This window comes from Micromonospora foliorum (assembly GCF_022229015.1).
GTDB lineage: Bacteria > Actinomycetota > Actinomycetes > Mycobacteriales > Micromonosporaceae > Micromonospora > Micromonospora foliorum.
This window is the reverse complement of record NZ_JAKKFF010000144.1, coordinates 23,700-41,218: the sequence shown is the minus strand read 5'-3', so window position 1 is coordinate 41,218 and position 17,519 is coordinate 23,700. Positions and strand designations below refer to the sequence as shown.

The 17,519-nt window shown below is 71.5% G+C and carries 18 protein-coding genes; 9 read left to right on the top strand and 9 right to left on the bottom strand.

Going from position 1 to position 17,519, the window contains the following annotated elements:
- Positions 1 to 157 precede the first annotated feature (157 nt).
- The gene (locus PSH25_RS12825) at positions 158 to 454 is read right to left on the bottom strand and encodes a DUF1540 domain-containing protein (protein WP_238659312.1); all 297 of its coding nucleotides are present in this window, start codon (positions 452 to 454) and stop codon (positions 158 to 160) included.
- Positions 455 to 626: 172 nt separating this feature from the next.
- A complete protein-coding gene (locus PSH25_RS12820) occupies positions 627 to 1,244 on the bottom strand; it encodes a DUF4126 domain-containing protein (RefSeq protein WP_238659311.1) in 618 nt (205 codons plus the stop codon).
- Positions 1,245 to 1,315: 71 nt separating this feature from the next.
- On the opposite strand from PSH25_RS12820, the gene nucS reads away from it, so the two are divergent.
- Positions 1,316 to 1,975, top strand: a complete 660-nt coding sequence (nucS, locus tag PSH25_RS12815) for an endonuclease NucS (protein WP_238659310.1) — start codon at positions 1,316 to 1,318, stop codon at positions 1,973 to 1,975.
- Between the two features lie 8 nt (positions 1,976 to 1,983).
- Here nucS and PSH25_RS12810 read toward each other — a convergent pair whose 3' ends face one another.
- Complete coding sequence (locus PSH25_RS12810) at positions 1,984 to 2,640, bottom strand: SAM-dependent methyltransferase (RefSeq protein ID WP_238659309.1); 657 nt, start codon at positions 2,638 to 2,640, stop codon at positions 1,984 to 1,986.
- 80 nt (positions 2,641 to 2,720) lie between these two features.
- Positions 2,721 to 4,217, bottom strand: a complete 1,497-nt coding sequence (locus PSH25_RS12805; protein WP_238659308.1) for an aldehyde dehydrogenase family protein — start codon at positions 4,215 to 4,217, stop codon at positions 2,721 to 2,723.
- 257 nt (positions 4,218 to 4,474) lie between these two features.
- On the opposite strand from PSH25_RS12805, the gene PSH25_RS12800 reads away from it, so the two are divergent.
- The 7 genes from PSH25_RS12800 to PSH25_RS12770 all read left to right on the top strand — a co-directional run bounded on the left by PSH25_RS12800 (position 4,475) and on the right by PSH25_RS12770 (position 11,044).
- Positions 4,475 to 4,891, top strand: a complete 417-nt coding sequence (locus PSH25_RS12800) for an FHA domain-containing protein (protein ID WP_274527391.1) — start codon at positions 4,475 to 4,477, stop codon at positions 4,889 to 4,891.
- Positions 4,892 to 4,971: 80 nt separating this feature from the next.
- Positions 4,972 to 6,042: an alpha/beta hydrolase gene (locus PSH25_RS12795; protein ID WP_238659306.1), complete on the top strand. Its 1,071-nt coding sequence runs from the start codon at positions 4,972 to 4,974 to the stop codon at positions 6,040 to 6,042.
- Positions 6,043 to 6,168: 126 nt separating this feature from the next.
- Positions 6,169 to 7,959, top strand: a complete 1,791-nt coding sequence (locus PSH25_RS12790) for a 3-hydroxyacyl-CoA dehydrogenase family protein (RefSeq protein ID WP_238659305.1) — start codon at positions 6,169 to 6,171, stop codon at positions 7,957 to 7,959.
- Positions 7,960 to 8,000: 41 nt separating this feature from the next.
- A complete protein-coding gene (locus PSH25_RS12785) occupies positions 8,001 to 8,495 on the top strand; it encodes a SigE family RNA polymerase sigma factor (RefSeq protein WP_238659304.1) in 495 nt (164 codons plus the stop codon).
- The gene (locus PSH25_RS12780; protein ID WP_238659303.1) at positions 8,492 to 9,646 is read left to right on the top strand and encodes a hypothetical protein; all 1,155 of its coding nucleotides are present in this window, start codon (positions 8,492 to 8,494) and stop codon (positions 9,644 to 9,646) included. The genes PSH25_RS12785 and PSH25_RS12780 overlap by 4 nt, the downstream gene beginning before the upstream one ends.
- A gap of 17 nt (positions 9,647 to 9,663) precedes the next feature.
- Positions 9,664 to 9,987 (top strand): Rv1322 family protein, encoded by a 324-nt coding sequence (locus tag PSH25_RS12775; protein WP_502361347.1) that lies wholly within the window; start codon positions 9,664 to 9,666, stop codon positions 9,985 to 9,987.
- A 208-nt stretch (positions 9,988 to 10,195) separates the two neighbouring features.
- Positions 10,196 to 11,044, top strand: a complete 849-nt coding sequence (locus PSH25_RS12770; RefSeq protein ID WP_238659301.1) for an alpha/beta hydrolase — start codon at positions 10,196 to 10,198, stop codon at positions 11,042 to 11,044.
- A gap of 3 nt (positions 11,045 to 11,047) precedes the next feature.
- Here PSH25_RS12770 and PSH25_RS12765 read toward each other — a convergent pair whose 3' ends face one another.
- From PSH25_RS12765 to PSH25_RS12755, 3 genes are all read right to left on the bottom strand, one after another.
- Positions 11,048 to 12,127: an AI-2E family transporter gene (locus PSH25_RS12765; RefSeq protein WP_372492784.1), complete on the bottom strand. Its 1,080-nt coding sequence runs from the start codon at positions 12,125 to 12,127 to the stop codon at positions 11,048 to 11,050.
- A gap of 165 nt (positions 12,128 to 12,292) precedes the next feature.
- Entirely contained in the window at positions 12,293 to 12,481 is a 189-nt protein-coding gene (locus tag PSH25_RS12760) for a DUF397 domain-containing protein (RefSeq protein WP_238659300.1), read from the bottom strand.
- Entirely contained in the window at positions 12,472 to 12,762 is a 291-nt protein-coding gene (locus PSH25_RS12755) for a Scr1 family TA system antitoxin-like transcriptional regulator (protein ID WP_372492783.1), read from the bottom strand. The genes PSH25_RS12760 and PSH25_RS12755 overlap by 10 nt, the downstream gene beginning before the upstream one ends.
- Before the next feature lie 42 nt (positions 12,763 to 12,804).
- Here PSH25_RS12755 and PSH25_RS12750 point away from each other — a divergent pair, with 42 nt between their 5' ends.
- Positions 12,805 to 13,779: a DUF559 domain-containing protein gene (locus tag PSH25_RS12750; RefSeq protein WP_238659299.1), complete on the top strand. Its 975-nt coding sequence runs from the start codon at positions 12,805 to 12,807 to the stop codon at positions 13,777 to 13,779.
- 72 nt (positions 13,780 to 13,851) lie between these two features.
- Here the strand turns inward: PSH25_RS12750 and PSH25_RS12745 are convergent, their stop codons facing one another.
- Positions 13,852 to 15,909: a coiled-coil domain-containing protein gene (locus PSH25_RS12745; RefSeq protein WP_238659298.1), complete on the bottom strand. Its 2,058-nt coding sequence runs from the start codon at positions 15,907 to 15,909 to the stop codon at positions 13,852 to 13,854.
- 177 nt (positions 15,910 to 16,086) lie between these two features.
- Positions 16,087 to 17,349, bottom strand: coding sequence for a DivIVA domain-containing protein (locus PSH25_RS12740; protein WP_238659297.1), 1,263 nt, complete (start codon positions 17,347 to 17,349; stop codon positions 16,087 to 16,089).
- Between the last annotated feature and the right edge of the window lie 170 nt (positions 17,350 to 17,519).

Sequence of the window (17,519 nt, the reverse complement as noted above, 5' to 3'; positions counted from 1 at the left end):
CCGGCATCATCGACGACCTGGTGACGGTCATCCGTCACGCCAACGACCTGCCCTGATCGAACGCTGTCCCGGCAGGTCGGCCGCCGTCGTGGGTCAGCGGCCGGCAGGTCGTCGGCCGTCGTGGGTCAGCGGCCGGCAGGTCGTCGGCCGGCGTGGGTCAGCGGCCGGCGTAGGTCATGCAGTCGGCCATGTCGTTGTCCGGGCCGACCCGGATGGACGCGGCGTGGCACTCCAACTGCTCGTTGTGCCGGCAGTCGGCGCGCTGGCAGGCGCCCACCTGAGCGATCAGGCTCTCCGCGCCGCCCCGCACGGGCGACTCGACGAAGGTGTGGCAGTGGGCGTGATCCATGCTGCCGATGGTGATCGCGAAGGCGTGGCAGTCACCCGACCGGTTGTACGCGCACGCGGCGACCACACATTCCTGGACTCGGGGCATCTCCAACGCTGCGGTCATGCCGACCTCCTCTAGGCTCTTGCCCCGATCCTAGGCTTTTGTCGGCCCGGGGAACCCCGGTATGGCCGGCCGCCGATCGGCCGCCCAGCGTGATCGACTCGGGTTTCCGGAACGCGGGGTGTCCCGCTGCGGGGGGATGGCCCGGTTTCCAGGAACCCGAGTCGATCAGGCGTCAGACGCGGAAGCCGGCGGCGCGGGCGGCCTCTCGTTCGCGGCGTCGTTCGGCACGACGGCGGACGAACCAGAAGGTGAAGAAGACCAGGCCGACCAGGAAGACGAGCACCAGCACCGGCAGGATGATCGCCACCAGGGAGACCACCACGCTGGTGGCGTCCTCGGCGGTGCTGGCGACCGGTGCGCCGAACCCGGCGGTGGTCGCGTTGATCACCGGGCGGGCCGCGGACTTGAGCAGGTGCACGCCCAACGCCAGCAGTACGCCGGTGACCACCGGCACCCACTGGTGGGACGAGAAGAAGCTCCCCGGGTCGCTGACCGTCACCGTCTCCGACGAGGAGCCGGCGCCGAAGGCCAGGCCGCCGGCGGTGGGCCGGACCACGGTCTGCACCACGTCGTTGATGTGGTCGACCACGGGCACCTTGTCCGCCACCATCTCCACGGCGAGCAGGACGGCCATGATGGCGATGACCCAGCCGTTGCCGAGCCAGGTCCAGCCGCTGGGCAGGTCGATCAGATCGGTGTAACGGCCGAGCAGACCGAGGATGAGCAGGGGTATGTAGGCGTTCAGCCCCGCCGAGGCGGCGAGACCGGTGCCGGTGAGGACTTCGAACACGAGTTCAGCATCGCATCGACGCGCCAGTGCCGCTCGCTGGCGACCGGGGGGTGCTCGGCTACCCTCGTCGGGTGCGGTTGGTCATTGCGAAGTGCTCGGTGGACTACGTCGGACGGCTCTCGGCTCACCTGCCGCCGGCCACCCGGTTGCTGATGGTGAAGGCGGACGGGTCGGTGTCCATTCATGCCGACGACCGGGCGTACAAGCCGTTGAACTGGATGAGCCCGCCGTGTCGGCTGGAGGAGGCCCCCGGTGTGTGGCGGGTCGTCAACAAGGCTGGCGAGGAGCTGCGGATCACCCTGGAGGAGATCTTCCAGGACACCTCGTACGAGTTGGGTGTGGATCCGGGCCTGCGCAAGGACGGGGTGGAGGCGCACCTACAGGAGTTGCTGGCCGCCAACCCGGGTGCCCTGGGTGAGGGGTTCACGCTGGTCCGCCGCGAGTACATGACGGCGATCGGCCCGGTCGACCTGCTGTGCCGGGACGCCAACTCGGGCTCCGTCGCCGTCGAGGTCAAGCGGCGTGGCGACATCGACGGCGTGGAGCAGTTGACCCGCTATCTCGAGCTGATGAACCGTGACCCGCTGCTCAGCCCGGTCGTCGGGGTCTTCGCCGCCCAGGAGATCAAGCCGCAGGCCCGGGTGCTCGCCACCGACCGGGGCATCCGGTGTGTGGTGGTGGACTACGACAAGTTGCGCGGCATCGTGAAGGACGAGCTGACCCTCTTCTGACCTGCGCACTACCCGGTGCGCACCGCGATCAGTGACTTCGGCAGGCCGAACACCCGCTCCACCAGCATGGTCGAGTCGGGGAAGTAGTGCCGCATCTGCGAGCGGTCCAACAACTCGGTCCAGAGCACCTGGTGGATGGCGGCGTCGTGGCTGCGGGTCGGCTTGTGCCCCAACGGCCAGCGTCGGGCGAGCGCGGTGCGCAGTCGTACCGGCAGGAACTGCATTCCCGGGGCGATCCAGTGTGGCTCGATGGGGAAGTAGCGGTAGGGCGTCTGCACCCAGTGCCGGTCGGCCAGTGAGCGGGTGGCGGCAGCGAAGCGGATCCGGCGTTCGTGCCCGCCCACATGCTCCAGCACCGAGTTGGAGAAGACCAGGTCGTAACTGCCCTTGGTGAGGCGCGAGGGCAGGTCGCAGGCGTCGGCCTGCTCGACGTGGGCCCATTCCGGGACGACGGCGGGCGGCTGCTCCAGGTTGACGACGGTCACCCGGGCCGGCCGGACGGTGGCGCGGTGCCAGGTGCCGAGTCGACCCCCGAGGTCGACCACGTGCATGTCGCCGATGTCGGGGAAGGTGCGCGCCAGCCAGTCCGAGCGGTGCCGACGCCGCCGGGCGGCCCACGACTGCTCACTGTCGACAAGGCGGTAGCGCAATCGATTGGGGCCCATTTAACGCAATGTACCGCCGTGATGACTGCGTATAAACATGTGGATACGCCGATCTTTCTTGATGATCGGTTATCCGACACTCACCTTCCGTACATCGCCTTGATCGCCTTGACGAGCCTTGCCACGTCGGTGGGGGTGCGGTCGAAGGTCATCGACGGCAGCAGCGACCGGGCGCGACGTCGGGTGATCGCCTTGGACCGGCCGAACTCACGCAGGCCGTCCTCCCCGTGGATCCGACCGAAGCCGGAGTCGCCGACACCACCGAACGGCAGGGTGGACATGCCGGCGAAGGTCAGCGTGGAGTTGATCGAGGCCATCCCGGAACGCAGCCGCCGGGCGATGGCCACCGCGTGCCGCCGGCCGAAGACCGAACCCCCGAGGCCGTACGACAGGGCGTTGGCGCGGCTGACGGCCTCGTCGGCGTCGCGGACCCGGCTGATGGTCAGCGTGGGGCCGAACGTCTCCTCGCGGACCGCGGCGGACTCCTCCGGGACGTCCACCAGCACGGTGGGGTGAACGTACGGCGGCTGCACGGCGCTCGGGCCGCCGAGCACGGCGCGCCCGCCGGAGGTGATCGCGGCGTCGATGTGCCGGCGGATCACGTCGATCTGCTGGGGCATGGTGATCGGGCCGATGTCGGTGCCCTCCGGCCCGACCGTCAACCGGCCGGCGCGGGCCACCACCTTGTCGACGAAGGCGTCGAAGACGGCGTCGACGGCGTACACCCGCTCGATGCCGATGCAGGTCTGGCCCGCGTTGGTCATGCCGCCCCAGACGCACGCCTCGGCGGCCGCGTCCAGGTTGGCGTCGCTGTCGACGATCATGGCGTCCTTGCCGCCGCCCTCGATGAGCACCGGGGTCAACGTCTCGGCGCAGGCGGCCATCACCTTCCGGGCGGTGACGGTGGAGCCGGTGAAGGCCAGCTTGTCGACGCCGGAGCGGCACAGCGCCGCGCCCACGTCGCCCAGCCCGTGCACGGCGGTGAACACCGGCTGCTCGGGCACCACCTCGGCGAAGCTGTCCACCAGCCACTGGCCGACGGCGGGCGTGTATTCGCTCGGCTTGAGCACCACGGCGTTTCCGGCGGCGAGGGCGTACGCGGCGGAGCCGATCGGCGTGAAGACCGGGTAGTTCCACGGCCCGATCACGCCGACCACTCCGTACGGCTGGTATTCGAGGTGCGCGGAGAACTCGGCGAGGATGAGCCGGGAGCGCACCCGGCGTGGACCGAGCACGCGGCCGGCGTTGCGGGCGGCCCAGTCGATGTGCTCGATCGCGGTGACGATCTCGACGATGGCGTCGGCGACCGGCTTGCCGCCCTCGACGTGCACCAGTTCGGCCAACTGCTCGATCCGCTTGGCGAGCAGGGCACGCCAGCGCAGCATCCGCTGGCGGCGGCCGGTGAAGCCGAGACCGGCCCACCACTCGCCGGCGGCGCGGGCGCGGGCGACGGCCTGCCGCACGTCGGCGTCGGTGGCGACCGGGAGGCGACCGGCCTCAGCGCCGGTCGCCGGGCTGGTGGAAACCAACTGGCCCGCGTCGATGACCGGAACGCCCGGGATATGCACTGCCGTCATGGCGGAAGTCTAGACCCGAGGATTACTCACCGGTAGGGTCCCCGATTCGGGGCGGGGGGACCGGCGTCGCACCGACCCGACCGGTCGTTGATCTGTGCAGGTCAGGGCGTTGGTGACGGATGCGGCCCGCCCGAATCGTCGAACGGCAGGTGGCCGGGAGGTGACGAGAGGCTGACCGGCCGGTCGGTACTGACGACTACCGTCTGATGGCAGGCTGACGCGCGGAGTAACGGTGTGGGGTGGAGGGCTGACTGTCCATGGAGGAACATCCAGAACTGATGCCGCTGTTGACGGTCGCGGGTGGACCGATGCGCGGAGCGAGCTTTCGCATGCGAACCGAACCACAGGTGATCGGCCGTGCGCCGACCGGTCAGGTGGTCATCAACGACCCGCACCTGAGCCGTCGCCACGCCGAGGTGTGGCTGGCACCGGAGGGCCCCTCCCTGCGGGACCTGGGCTCCACCAACGGCACCTGGCTCAACGACCGGCGGATCGCCGAGGTGGAACGACTCTCCGACGGTGACGTGATCCGGCTGGGCCGTACCGAGCTGCGCCTCTTCGACCCCGGCTTGGCGCTCACCGATCCGGTGGGGCTCAGCTTCGGGCCGTCCCGGCGCGACGTCCGACCGACGCTGCCGCTGCCGTTGGCCGCGCCACCGGGCACGCGTCGCTGACCGCCTGGCGGTCGGCCACACCGGGCGGCACCACCGGATGGCGGTCCGACACCTGGACCGGCGGGGACACGCGTGGCACCATGCCGCGGATGGAGACCGAGCAGCGGATCGTGACGGCGAACGGCATCACCCAGGCGGTACGGGTCGCCGGCCCGCCGGACGGCACGCCGGTGCTGCTGATCCACGGCAACTGCTCGTCCGCGCTGTTCTGGGAGCCACTGGTCCGACGGCTGCCACCGACGCTGCGGGTGATCGCCCCCGACCTGCGGGGGTACGGCGACTCCGCGACCGCCCCGGTGGACGCCACCCGGGGCCTGCGGGACTTCGCCGACGACGTGGCCGCCCTCCTCGACGACCCGACGCTCTTCGACGCCGACGCGCGCCCGGTGGTGGTCGGGCACTCCCTCGGCGGCGGAGTGGCGATGCGCCTGCTTGTCGACCATCCCCACCGGGTGGGTGCGTTGCTGCTCGCCGCGCCGGTCTCCCCGTACGGCTTCGGTGGCACCCGCGACCTGACCGGCACGCCGACCACCCCCGACTTCGCCGGCACCGGCGCCGGCACGGCGAACCCGGGCTTCGTCGCCCGACTCGCGGCCGGCGACCGGAGCGCGGACGCGCCGACCAGCCCGCGCGCCGTGCTGCGAGCCACCTATGTGGCCGATCCCGCCTCGCTGGGCGCGGACGAGGACCTGCTGCTGGACACCGTGCTCTCCACCGCCACCGGGGACGACAACTACCCGGGCACGGCGGTGCCCTCGGAGAACTGGCCGGGCACCGCGCCGGGGGAGCGCGGGGTGCTCAACGCGCTCGCGCCGACCTGGTTCCGGCTCGCCGACGAGCTGGTGGCCGTCGCCGACAAGCCGCCGGTCACCTGGGTACGCGGGGACGTCGACGTCATCGTCTCGGACACCTCGCTGTTCGACCTGGCGTACCTGGGTTCGCTGGATCTCGTGCCCGGCTGGCCCGGCGCGGACGCCTGCCCACCACAGCCGATGGTCGGCCAGACCCGGGCGGTGCTCGACCGGTACGCGGCGGCCGGCGGCGCGTACCACGAGGTGGTGCTGCCCGGCTGCGGTCACAGCCCGCACCTGGAGCGCCCGGCGGAGTTCGTCGCGGAGTTGTTGGCCCTGACCAGCGTGTCGGCGGCATAGCGGCCCTGCTGCGCCGTGGGTGAAATATGCCACGGCGTCTCGACAACCCACCGTCACGTGGCAGACTCGCGCGCATAACCTTAGCGGCCGTTCAGTGGTCGTGCGGAGTCTCTGGGGAGGCCGGTCGTGGCGCGCGAGTTCAGCACCGTTGGTGTGGTGGGGCTGGGCACCATGGGTGCCGGCATCGTCGAGGTCTTCGCCCGCAACGGCATCGACGTGGTGGCCGTGGAGATCTCCGCGCCGGCGCTGGAGCGCGGCCGGGCCACCCTGAAGAGTTCCACCGACCGGGCGGTCGCCAAGGGCAAGCTCGCCGAGGCGGACCGCGACGCCCTGCACGAGCGGGTGCACTTCGCGGTCGGGCTGGACGCGCTGCACTCCGTCGACCTGGTCATCGAAGCGGTGCCCGAGCACCTGGACCTCAAGCAGCGGATCTTCGCGGAGCTGGACCGGGTCTGCCGACCGGAGACGATCCTCGCCACCAACACCTCCTCGTTGAGCGTCACCGAGATCTCGGTGGCCACCAGCCGACCCAACCAGGTGATCGGCATCCACTTCTTCAACCCGGCCCCGGTGATGAAGCTGGTCGAGGTGGTCCGCACGGTCGTCACCGCACCCGAGGTGGTCGCCGACGTCGAGGCGCTCTGCGCCCGGCTGGGCAAGGTCGACGTCACCATCAACGACCGGGCCGGCTTCATCGCCAACGCGCTGCTCTTCGGCTACCTCAACCACGCGGTCGGCATGTTCGAGGCGCACTACGCGACCCGGGAGGACATCGACGCCGCCATGAAGCTCGGCTGCGGCCTGCCGATGGGCCCACTGGCGTTGATGGACCTGATCGGCCTGGACACCGCGTACGAGATCCTGGACACCATGTACCGGCGCGGCGGGCGGGACCGCCGGCACGCCCCGGTGCCACTGCTCAAGCAGATGGTGACGGCGGGGCTGCTCGGCCGGAAGTCGGGCCGGGGCTTCTACACCTACGAGCGGCCCGGCTCTCCGGTGGTCGTACCGGATCAGGCGACGCCGCTGGCCACGGACGCCGCGGCCGCCGACGGCGCGCGCGCCATCACCAAGGTCGGCGTGGTCGGCTCCGGGACGATGGCCACCGGGATCATCGAGGTCTTCGCGAAGGCCGGCTACGAGGTCGTCTCGGTGACCCGCGGCATGGAGAAGTCCGCGAAGGTCTGCGAGGCGGTGAAGACCTCGCTGAACAAGGGCGTGGTCCGGGGCAAGCTCGCCGAGGCCGACCGGGACGCCGCCCTGGGCCGGATCAGCTGGTCCGCCACGCTGGACCACCTCGCCGACGTCGACCTGGTGGTCGAGGCGGTCGTCGAGGAGTTGAGCGTCAAGAAGGCCCTCTTCGCGAGCCTCGACGAGATCTGCAAGCCGGGCGTGGTGCTGGCCACCACCACCTCGTCGCTGCCGGTGATCGACGTGGCGATGGCCACCCAGCGGCCGGCCGACGTGGTGGGGCTGCACTTCTTCAACCCGGCGCCGGTCATGCCGCTGGTCGAGGTCGTCCGCACCATCCGCACCTCCCCGGAGGCCACCGCCACGGCCCGCGCCGTCTGCGCCGCGCTCGGCAAGACCGGTGTGGTCTGCGGCGACCGGTCCGGCTTCATCGTCAACGCGCTGCTCTTCCCGTACCTGAACGACGCGGTGAAGATGCTGGAGGCCAGCTACTCGACGGCCGACGACATCGACCACGCCATGAAGCTGGGCTGCGGCTACCCGATGGGCCCGTTCGAGCTGCTCGACGTCGTCGGGTTGGACGTCTCGCTGGCCATCCAGCGCGAGCTGTACCTGGAACTGCGCGAGCCGGGCTTCGCGCCCGCGCCGCTGCTGGAGCACCTGGTCACCGCCGGCTACCTGGGCCGCAAGACCCGCCGCGGCTTCCGCGACCACTCGCACCGCTGACCGGTGTCAACAGTGGGCGCCGGCGACGGCGTCTGAGTGGTGTGACCTTCGAGGAGTACGTCAGCAGTCGCGGGCCGGCGCTCGTCCGGCTGGCCCGGCTGCTGACCGGTGACGAACACCGGGCCGAGGACCTCACCCAGGACGTGTTGGCACGCGCCTACGTGCATTGGCGGAAGATCGCCCGTGCCGACCACCCGGACGTCTACGTGCGCCGGATGATGGTCAACGCCAACACCTCCTGGTGGCGCCGCCGATCCAGCAGGGAGTTGGTTACGGCCGAGTTTGCCGACCGGCCGGGGCGCGGGGATCTGGGCGGCGACGCGGCCGACCGGGACGAGATGTGGCGGCTGATCCTCGGGCTGCCCGGCCGGCAGCGCGCGGTGCTCGTGCTGCGCTACTACGAGGACCTCGACGACCCGACCATCGCCCAGATCCTCGGTTGTTCCCCGGTCACCGTCCGCACCCATGCGATGCGGGCGCTCAGCCAGCTGCGGGAGCGCCACGGCGTTCCCACGACGAACGGGAGCCGGCCGTGACCAACCTCGACGAGCGGATCGCACGGGCACTCCGGGAGCAGGCCGACGGGCCCGTGGACACCGACCGCCTGCTGACGGCGGCGGTGAACGGGGGACGGGCCCGTCGGCGGCGGCGACGTGCCGTCCTCGGGGCAGCGCTCGGCGTCGCGGTGCTGCTCGGGGCCGGTGTGGCCCTGCGTACGCCGTCGGCCGCGCCGCCACAGCCGGCCGTCACGCCCAGCCCGGTCGTGGTCACGCCGCCCCGGGCACCCGGGGTTGCGGGGGCAGCGCAGCGCCCCGCCTCGATCGGCACGGACCCACAGTTGCTGCATTTCGGGGTCGATCCGTCAGCGGCGAAGCCGGTCGCCTGGCGCTCCGCGGGCCAGGTCGAGAGCATGCGACTGGACCTGGGTGGCGGCGTGCAGGCGATGGTGATCGTTGCCGCTGACCCACGGACGGTCGAGACCGGTGACCTGAGCCAGCTTCGTGACATCGGCCCCGACAAGGCGGGCACCGCCTCCGGCGACAAGGATCTCGCCTCGCCCGGCCCGGACGTCGACGCCCCATCGCGGTACAACGGGGTGATACGTCAGCTCGACAGGGTCACGAAGGGCTGGGTGCTGCGCTGGCAGCCCGTCCCGGGCCTGTACGTCCGGGTCGCGGCTCTCGGGGAGACCAGCGCCGAGGTCCGCCGGGCGGCGGAGGCGCTTCGATTCGACGAAGCCCGGCGCTGTGTCGCGCCGGTCCAACTGACCGCCTTGCCCCCGGGTGCCCGGATCAGCGCGTGCGAGGTGGCGGTGCGGCAGCTGTTCTGGCCGCGCATCGTGAATGTGGCGGGAACCACGACGCCGACGCAGATGCCCGTTGCGGCTTCGGACCACACCGAAGCGGCGTTGACGGTCGCCCTGAAGGGCGCGGCCACCTTGCCGGTGCGGCTCTACTACTCACCCCGTCCATCCTCGCCCGACCGGACGAACGCCAACCGCACGATCGCCGGCAGGCCGGTGTTCGACACGGGCGACTTCTGGCAGGTTCGCGGCATTCCGAAGACACTGCTCTCCATGGGGCACGAGAACCGCTGGGAACGGTCGCCCACGGACGCGGAGGTCAGCACGGTTATCGGCGGGCTCCGGGTCGCCGACGACCTTGGCGAGCCGACCGGCTGGCAGTGACCGTAACCTTGGTGACTGTGAGCCCCCGTCGCAATCGCCCTCGCCGGGACGAGAACGCCAACCTGGACGCGGACCGCGTCCGGCAGGGTGTCGCCTCCGTGCAGCAGTGGACCGACGGCGCCTGGCAGGTGCGCGGCATCGGGGCGGGCGCGTCGGTCAAGACGTACCGTTGCCCCGGCTGTGACCAGGAGATCCCACCAGGGGTGGCGCACCTGGTGGCCTGGCCGGCAGACGGCCTGGGTGACCTCACCGACCGGCGGCACTGGCACAGCGGCTGCTGGCGTGCCCGGGACCGGCGCGGCCCGGCGGTGCAGCGCGGCCGGGGCACCCCCCGCTACTGAGTGGCGGGCCCGGCGCGCCGCCGCGTCAGGGCTGAGCGACCCGGGGCGGGACGGCTCGTGCTCCCGGCCTGAGCGACCGGGGCGGGGCGGCTCGTGTTCCCGGCCTGAGCGACCGGGGCGGGGCGATGCGCGCCACCGGTTAGCGACCTGGGTCACCCTGTTCGTGCCTGGGCGGGCGACGACGACGACTTCGCGACAGACTTGGGCGGTGAGCACAGCGATCCGCGCGTCGTCGATCCTGCCCGGCCGCCGGGAGGACATCGAGCTGCACACCGCCGACGGTCTGCGGCTGGTCGGTGAGCTGGCCCTGCCGGCCGACCGACCGCCGGTGGCCACCCTGGTCTGCCTGCACCCGCTGCCCACCCACGGCGGAATGATGGACAGCCACGTGTTCCGCAAGGCGGCCTGGCGGCTCCCCGCGCTGGCCGACCTGGCGGTGCTGCGGTTCAACACCCGGGGCACCAGCAGCGTGCGTGGCACCAGCGAGGGAGCGTTCGACGGCGCGGTGGGCGAGCGGTACGACGTGGCCGCCGCCATCGAGTACGCGGAGTTCGCCGAGCTGCCCAACATCTGGCTCGTCGGCTGGTCGTTCGGCACCGACCTGGCGCTGAAGTACGGCTGCGACCCGACGATCGCCGGGGCGATCCTGCTCTCCCCACCGCTGCGCTTCTCCGCCCCCGAGGACCTGGCCACCTGGGCCACCTCGGGGCGGCCGCTGGTGGCGCTGGTGCCGGAGTTCGACGACTACCTGCGCCCTACCGAGGCGCGGGAGCGGTTCGCCGCCGTGCCGCAGGCCGAGGTGGTCGGGGTGCCGGGCGCCAAGCACCTCTGGGTGGGCGACGCGGAGACGGTGCTCGACGAGATCGTCCGACGGGTCAACCCGGCCGTCGAGGTGCCGCTGCCGACGACCTGGGACGGCCCGATGGAGGCCGGCGACGTCAGCGCGTACGCCGACCGCACCGTGGCCGCCTTCGCCGACACGCCCGTCCCCGGCCGGCCGCCACCAAGGCGGACTGACCCGCCCGGCCCCGGCCTGACCGCTGGTCAGGCCGGCTGACGCTCAGCGGCGCTCCTGGCGGGGCAGCACCACCTCGCGCAGGATCAGTTGCAGCGCGGCCACCGTGGGGATGGCGATCAGCGCGCCCACCACCCCCAGCAGCGCCACCCCGAGCAGCGCGGCCAGCAGCGCGGCCACCTCGTTGACCTCCACCGAGCGGCGCATCACCTTCGGGTAGACGAGGTAGTTCTCCACCTGCTGGTAGATGAGGAAGAAGACCGCGCAGGCGATGCCGGTGGGCAGGTCGGCGGCGAAACCGACCAGGCTCACGATCACCGCGCCCAGCGTCGCGCCGATCTGCGGGATCAGGTCGGTCACCGCGACCACCACGGCCAGCGCGAACGGGTACGGCAGGTCGACGATCAACGCGAACACGAATGTGGTCGCGCCGGCCAGTACCGCGATGCTCAGCGCACCGACCATATAGGCGCCAACCTTGGCCAGAATCTCATCACCGATCAGCTGCACCCGCTGCCGCCGCGACCGGGGCACCAACGAGTAGCCCAGCGAGCGCAGCCGGTCGAAGTAGGCCAGGAAGTAGATCGTCAGCACCAGCACGGTCAGCGTCCGGAACACCGTGCCGAAGATCAGTTGTGCGCCGCCCAGCACCCCGCCGAGCGCCCGTCCTACCGTTTCCGCATTGGCCGCGCCCTGCACCCGCTCCACCACGTCGTACCGCTCCACCAGGTCATTGACCGTCGGGTTGCGGCGCAACTCGTCGAGCAGGCTCGGGATCTGGTCGATGAACTGCCCCGACTGGGTGACGATCGGCGGGACCAGCGCCACGATGCCGCCGCAGAGCAGCAGCACCACCGTCAACGCGACCGCCGCCACCGCCAGGCCGTGCGGCACACCCCAGCGGCCCAGTCGGACCACCGCCGGGTTGAGGCCGACCGCGAGGAAGAGCGCGATCACCACCAGCACGAGGATGCCGCCGGCATTGCGAATCCCCAGATAGAGGGTGTACGCCAGCAGCACGCCCAGCGCACCGGTGAAGCCGATCAGGAAGCTGCTGCGGCGCAGTGGCCGCCCCGGTGTGCCGAACTTTCCGGACGGGACCGCCGGCGGCTCGTCCGGGTCGATCCCCGGAGCGGGAACCGGCACCGGCGGTGGCGTCTCCACCGACGGTGGGGTTTCCGTCGGCTGTGGCGTGTTCGCCGACGGTGGGGTTTCCGCTGGCGGGGGACCGGGGGTCACGTCCGGCTCGTCGCCGGACGGGTCGTGCTGTGGCACCAGGGACCTCCCGGCTCAGGCGGTGGGACGACGGGCGACGGCCACGAACGCCCGCCACGCGGCCGGCGCGAACACCAGCACCGGACCGGCCGGGTCCTTACTGTCCCGCACCCCCACGACGTCGGGCAGGTTGTCCGCCACCTCGACACACTCTCCGTTGCCGCTACGGCTGGACGTGCGCCAGAGCGCGCCGGTCAGGTCCATGAGGTCACAACTTCCTTCATCAGGTCGATCGACTGGCGGCGGGACAACGCGCCGTTTCTGATCATCTCCCAGCGCGCCAGCAGCGTAGCCACCTCATGCTCGCCATCGACCACGAGACCGTCAATCTGATGCTCCATCTGCCCCACCCAACCACCGTCGGCGCCCCGGGCCAGGTTGAACAGGGACCATTCCGCCGCCCGATCATCGACCCACCCCCGGACGTCGGCTAGAACCCGCAGATCTTGGACAGTTTCCGTTACGCCGTAACGGAAACTGTCCAAGATCTGGTGGTGAGGCCGCGGGCAACGGCGGAAGCTGTCGGGATGCTGCCCGCCGATGACGCCGACGCACTCGACTGGCTCGCCTTCGAGCAGGCGGGCGTGCTGACGACCGCGCAGGTTGCCGGGCTGCTCAGCGAGGGGACGGTGCGGGGCCGGATTCGCTCCGGTCGGTGGCGGGCGATCTGCCGAGGCCTTCTGCTGACCGGTAACGGTCGACTCACCCGCGACCAACAGCTCTGGGTGGCGGTGCTGGCAGCCGGGCCGGGGGCGGTGCTGGCCGGGGTGTCCGCCGCCGCCGAAGCCGGGGTACGGGGACTGCGGCGCGAGCCGCTGCACGTACTGGTGCCGGCAGCTCGCCGTGCCCCGCGGACCATCCTGCGGCGACTTCCGATCGACATGCCCGCCGTCCAGGTCCACCGCACCACGGTCCTACCCGAGGCTCATCTCCAACGTGCCCGCCCGCCGCGTACCACGACGGCGCGGGCCCTGGTGGACGCGGCGGGCTGGGCGGCCGGCGTGGACGAGGCGCAGGCGGTGCTCGCCGCCGGTTGCCAGCAACGCCGGGTGCTGCCCGAGGAGTTACAGGCGGTGCTCGACGTCCTTCCTCGGGCCCCCCGCCGGGGGTTGATCGGGCGGACCATCAGCGACATCGCCGGTGGCGCGCAGGCGCTCTCCGAGATCGACTTTGTGCGGCTGTGCCGCCGGCACCGGCTGCCCGCCCCCGACCTGCAGGAACACCGCGTCGACGCGGCCGGCCGCAACCGCTGGCTGGACGCGTACTGGCGGGAGTGGCGGGTTCAGGTGGAGATCGACGGCGCGCACCACATGGACGCCAAGCAGTGGGCCGCGGACATGCGTCGCCAGAACGACATCTGGACCAGCGGCGACCGCGTTCTGCGCTTCCCGGCCTGGCTGGTCCGCGCCCGTCCCGACGAGGTCGCCGAGACCGTCCGCCGCGCCCTCATCGCAGCCGGCTGGGCCCCCACCCCACCCCTGCGCCATCTTCCGCGTAAATGAATCTTGGACACTTTCCGTCAGCAGCTGACGGAAAGTGTCCAAGATTTCGAGGCACGGGCGGGCGGATGCCCGTCACTCCTTCTCGATGGTGACCTTGCTGGGCTTGGCGCTGCGCTCGTCGGTGGTCGGCTTGGTGGGACGCTTGCCGTTCTCGCCGGTGCTAGTGATCTTGGTGGGCTTGGCACCCCGGCCACCCTCGCCCGGAACGGCGGCCACGGTCGGCTCCCCGTCCACCCCGGCGCTCGCCGTCCCGCCGTCCACGGTGGTCACCGGCTCAGCCACCGGCCGCGTCGTGGACTGCCCGGACTCGTCCCCACCCGCGTTCACCGGCTGCCTGGTGTCGGCGGGCTCCGTCTTCAGCCCGGTGCCCGTCCCCGACCCGGAGGCCGCGCCGGCGGAAACGCTCACGCCGTCGTCCCCAGCACCGGGCACATCCCCGCTCGCGCCGTCCGCCGCGGCCGGCGCAGTCGGGCCGTCGATCGGGCCGGCGACACTCTGCAACCGCAGCTCGGACATCTGACGCTGGAGCTCGTCGAACTCCTGCCGGGCCTTCCAGGTCTCCTGCCGCAGATCCGCGAGCTGCTGCTGGGCCTGGGCGATCTCCAGCATCACCTGGGCCAACTGCTGCCGGCCCGCCGCCGACTCCTGCTGGGTCGCCGCCAGGTGCTGCTGGGTGGTGGCCAGGTGCTGCTGCGTGGTGGCCGCGTACTCCTCGAACTGCCGCCGGGACGCCGCGACATGCTCGTCGGCCTTGCGGCGCTTGTCGCCGGCCTCGGTCTCGGCCCGGCGCAACAGCTCGGCGGCCTCCGCCTCGGACCGCTGGCGCAGCGCCGCCGCGTCCTGCTCGGCGGCCTGAAGGATGCCGGCCGCGCCCTGCTCGATCTCGTTCTTGCGAGCGGTGTACTCGGTTTCCAGCTCGTTCTTCCGGGTGGAGTACTCGGCTTCCAGCTCGTCCCGACGGGCCGTGAACCCGCTCTCCAGCTCCTGCTGGCGCGCCGTGTGCTGCTTGTCCAGCTCGTCGCGGCGCTTGGCGAACTCCTGCTCGGCCGTGGACCGTCGCTGCGCCAACTCCCGGTCGGCCGCCTCCCGACGGGAGTTGACCTCCTGCTCCACCCCGGCCCGCCACGCGCCCAGCTCCTGCTGGGTCTGCGCCCGGGTGTGCTGCACGTACGCCTCGGTCTCGGTGCGCATCCGCTGCACGTACGCCTCGGTCTCGGCGCGGCTGCGCTTTGCCGACTCGCTGGCCTGCGTCGTCAGCCGCTCGGCCTCCTGCTGCGCCTTGGCGCGGGTGGCCCGGCCGGCCATCGACGCGTCGTCGATGATCTGCTTGGCCTCCTGCTGCGCCTTGGCGTGGGTGGCCCGCCCGGCCTCGGTCGCGGTGTCGGTGAGCCGCTTGGCCTCCTGGAGGGCCTTGGCATGCACCTCCTTGGCGGCGTCGCGCAGATCGCTGGCCTCCTGCCGGGCGTTGACCAACGTCTCGCGGGCCGTCTCGCGCAGCTTGGTGGCCTCCTGCTGGGCCCGGTTGTGAATCTCCTTGGCGGAGTCCCGCAGCTGGGTGGCCTCCTGCTGGGCCTTCGCCAGCGCGTCCTGCGCCGCCTTGCGCAACTGCGCCGACTCGTCCTTGGCCGACCGCAGGGTCGCGTCCGCCTCGGCCCGCTGGGCGGCGCTGTGCCGCTCCTCCTCGGCGCGTCGGGCGGCGAGGGCGATCTCGAAGTCCTTCAGAGCCCGCGCGGCCTGCTCGCGGGCCTCCTCGATGATGTGCTCGGCCGCGGCACGACGGGCCTCGATCTCCCCGTTCGCGTCGGCGAGGATCTGCTCGGCCTGCTCCTCAGCCAGGGTGAGGATCGACTCGACCCGCGGGCCGAGATGCCGGAACGACGCCCGGTCGACCACGTTCATCTGCTTGCGCACCTGGGTCAGGTCGCGCTGGAGAACCTCGACCTGGCCGGCGAGCTTGTGGATCTGTGTGTACGCCTGTTCCCGTTCCGAAGCGAGGGTCGCGATCTCGTGCTCAGCACGCGCGACATATCGGTCGACCTGTTTCTTCTCGTACCCCCGCAGAGCGGACTCGAAGCTGGGCTCCGTCGTCACGTCCCCGCCGAGCGCGAACAGTTCCTCGCCGTGCGACATGCCCCCATCCTCACACGCAACGGGCCCTGCTGGGGCGATACGGACGGGCCTTGTGGGAGCTACTTCACTCCGTTGCGGCCGGCGGAGACCACGGGCTGGGAAACGCACACGGCGCGAGGTGGCACCGGTTACCCGGTGTCACCTCGCGCCGTCGATGCCCCGACCTGACGCCTCGCGTCAGCCGGCGGTCTCCGCGGGCACCCGCTCCTGACCGCCATCGGTCTTCTTGGCGTCCGGCTTGGCAGCCGGAGCGGCCTGCGCCGGCATTCCCGGGACGATGCCGGCGAGCCCGGAGAGCATCTGACCCAGCTGCGAGGTGACCGCGTCCTTCTGCCGGGTGAGGTCCTCGACCTCGCGGCGGGCGGCCTGCGTGGTCAGCTCCGCCTCGGTGCGAGCCTCGGTGAGCAGGCGCTGCGACTCGGCCTTCGCCTCGTTGAGGGTCTTCTCCGAGTGCGCCTTGGCCTTGTCGACCGTCTCGGCGGCGTTGCGCTCGGACTCGACCCGCCGCGCCTCGGCGCGCTGCTCGATCTCCTTGGCCCGCTCCTGCGCGGCCCGGGCACGCTGCTCGGCCTCGCTTACCATCTTCTGGGTCTGCGCGACCTGGGCGGCGTGGCGCTCGGACTCCTCGCGCTCGGCCTTCTCCCGCCGCTCGGCCAACTGGAGCTCCAGGGCCTGCAGGTCCTTGTCGCGCTTGTCCCGCGCATCGGTGAGCAGCTTGGTCGCCTCGGCGCGCTTCTCCTCAGCCTCGCGGGCGGCCTTCGCCCGCTGCTGGGTGATCTCCCGCTCGGCGGTTGCCCGCAGGGTGGCGACCTCCCGCTCCACGGTCGACTTGAGCTCGGCCACCTCGTGCGCGGTGACCGTACGCAGCTGCTTGGTCTCCCGGTCGGCGTCGGCGCGCAGCGTGTCAGCCTCGCGGCGGGCCTGCACCCGGACCTCGGCGGCCTCGCGCTCGGCGGCCGTACGCAGGTTGCCCGCCTCGCGCTCGGCGCTCGCCTTCATGGCCGCGGCCTCGGCGCGGGCCTTGTCGGTGATCTCGCGGGCCTCGAGGCGGGCGGCGGAGAGGATGCCCTCCGACTCGCGCTTGGCCTCGTTGCGGTGGTCGTTGGCCTGCTCCTCGGCGAGCCGGAGGATCTGCTCAACGCGGGTGCCGAGCCCGGAGAGGGTGGGCCGGCTGTTCTCTTCGAGCTGCTTGTTCGTGTCGGTGAGCTTCTGCTCCAGCGCACTCATGCGCTGCTCGGCCTGGCGGAGACGACGCTGGGCGTCGTTCATCCGCTGCTCAGCCTCGGCACGGGCCTGCTCGGACTGGGTCAGCGCGGCGGTCATCCGGCCGAGGAAGTCGTCGACCTGATGGGTGTTGTATCCGCGCAGGCCAACGGTGAAATCTGGCTGCGAGTTCGCGTTATCGAAGAACGCGAGAGGGGAGGACTGCTGCTGGGGCATTGGGACATACTGGCAGACGCCCCAGGGTGCTTCGCAAGAGCGGTGCGAAGCTTTCGTGCCCTCTTTACATGGTCAACTTCCGCGATCGGCGTGGTTGGACCAATCGGCGATCTTGGCAGGTCTTGGCCGGTCGGACGCCACGCAGCGTGACGCGGAAAAGGGCCCCGGGG

Excerpts from the sequence above, each read along its gene's own strand:
- PSH25_RS12740 (WP_238659297.1), bottom strand. The coding sequence starts at position 17,349 with ATGCCCCAGCAGCAGTCCTCCCCTCTCGCGTTCTTCGATAACGCGAAC.
- PSH25_RS12805 (WP_238659308.1), bottom strand. The coding sequence starts at position 4,217 with ATGACGGCAGTGCATATCCCGGGCGTTCCGGTCATCGACGCGGGCCAG.
- PSH25_RS12810 (WP_238659309.1), bottom strand. The coding sequence starts at position 2,640 with ATGGGCCCCAATCGATTGCGCTACCGCCTTGTCGACAGTGAGCAGTCG.
- PSH25_RS12745 (WP_238659298.1), bottom strand. The coding sequence starts at position 15,909 with ATGTCGCACGGCGAGGAACTGTTCGCGCTCGGCGGGGACGTGACGACG.
- PSH25_RS12800 (WP_274527391.1), top strand. The coding sequence starts at position 4,475 with ATGGAGGAACATCCAGAACTGATGCCGCTGTTGACGGTCGCGGGTGGA.
- PSH25_RS12760 (WP_238659300.1), bottom strand. The coding sequence starts at position 12,481 with ATGGACCTGACCGGCGCGCTCTGGCGCACGTCCAGCCGTAGCGGCAAC.
- PSH25_RS12825 (WP_238659312.1), bottom strand. The coding sequence starts at position 454 with ATGACCGCAGCGTTGGAGATGCCCCGAGTCCAGGAATGTGTGGTCGCC.
- PSH25_RS12750 (WP_238659299.1), top strand. The coding sequence starts at position 12,805 with ATGCTGCCCGCCGATGACGCCGACGCACTCGACTGGCTCGCCTTCGAG.
- PSH25_RS12795 (WP_238659306.1), top strand. The coding sequence starts at position 4,972 with ATGCCGCGGATGGAGACCGAGCAGCGGATCGTGACGGCGAACGGCATC.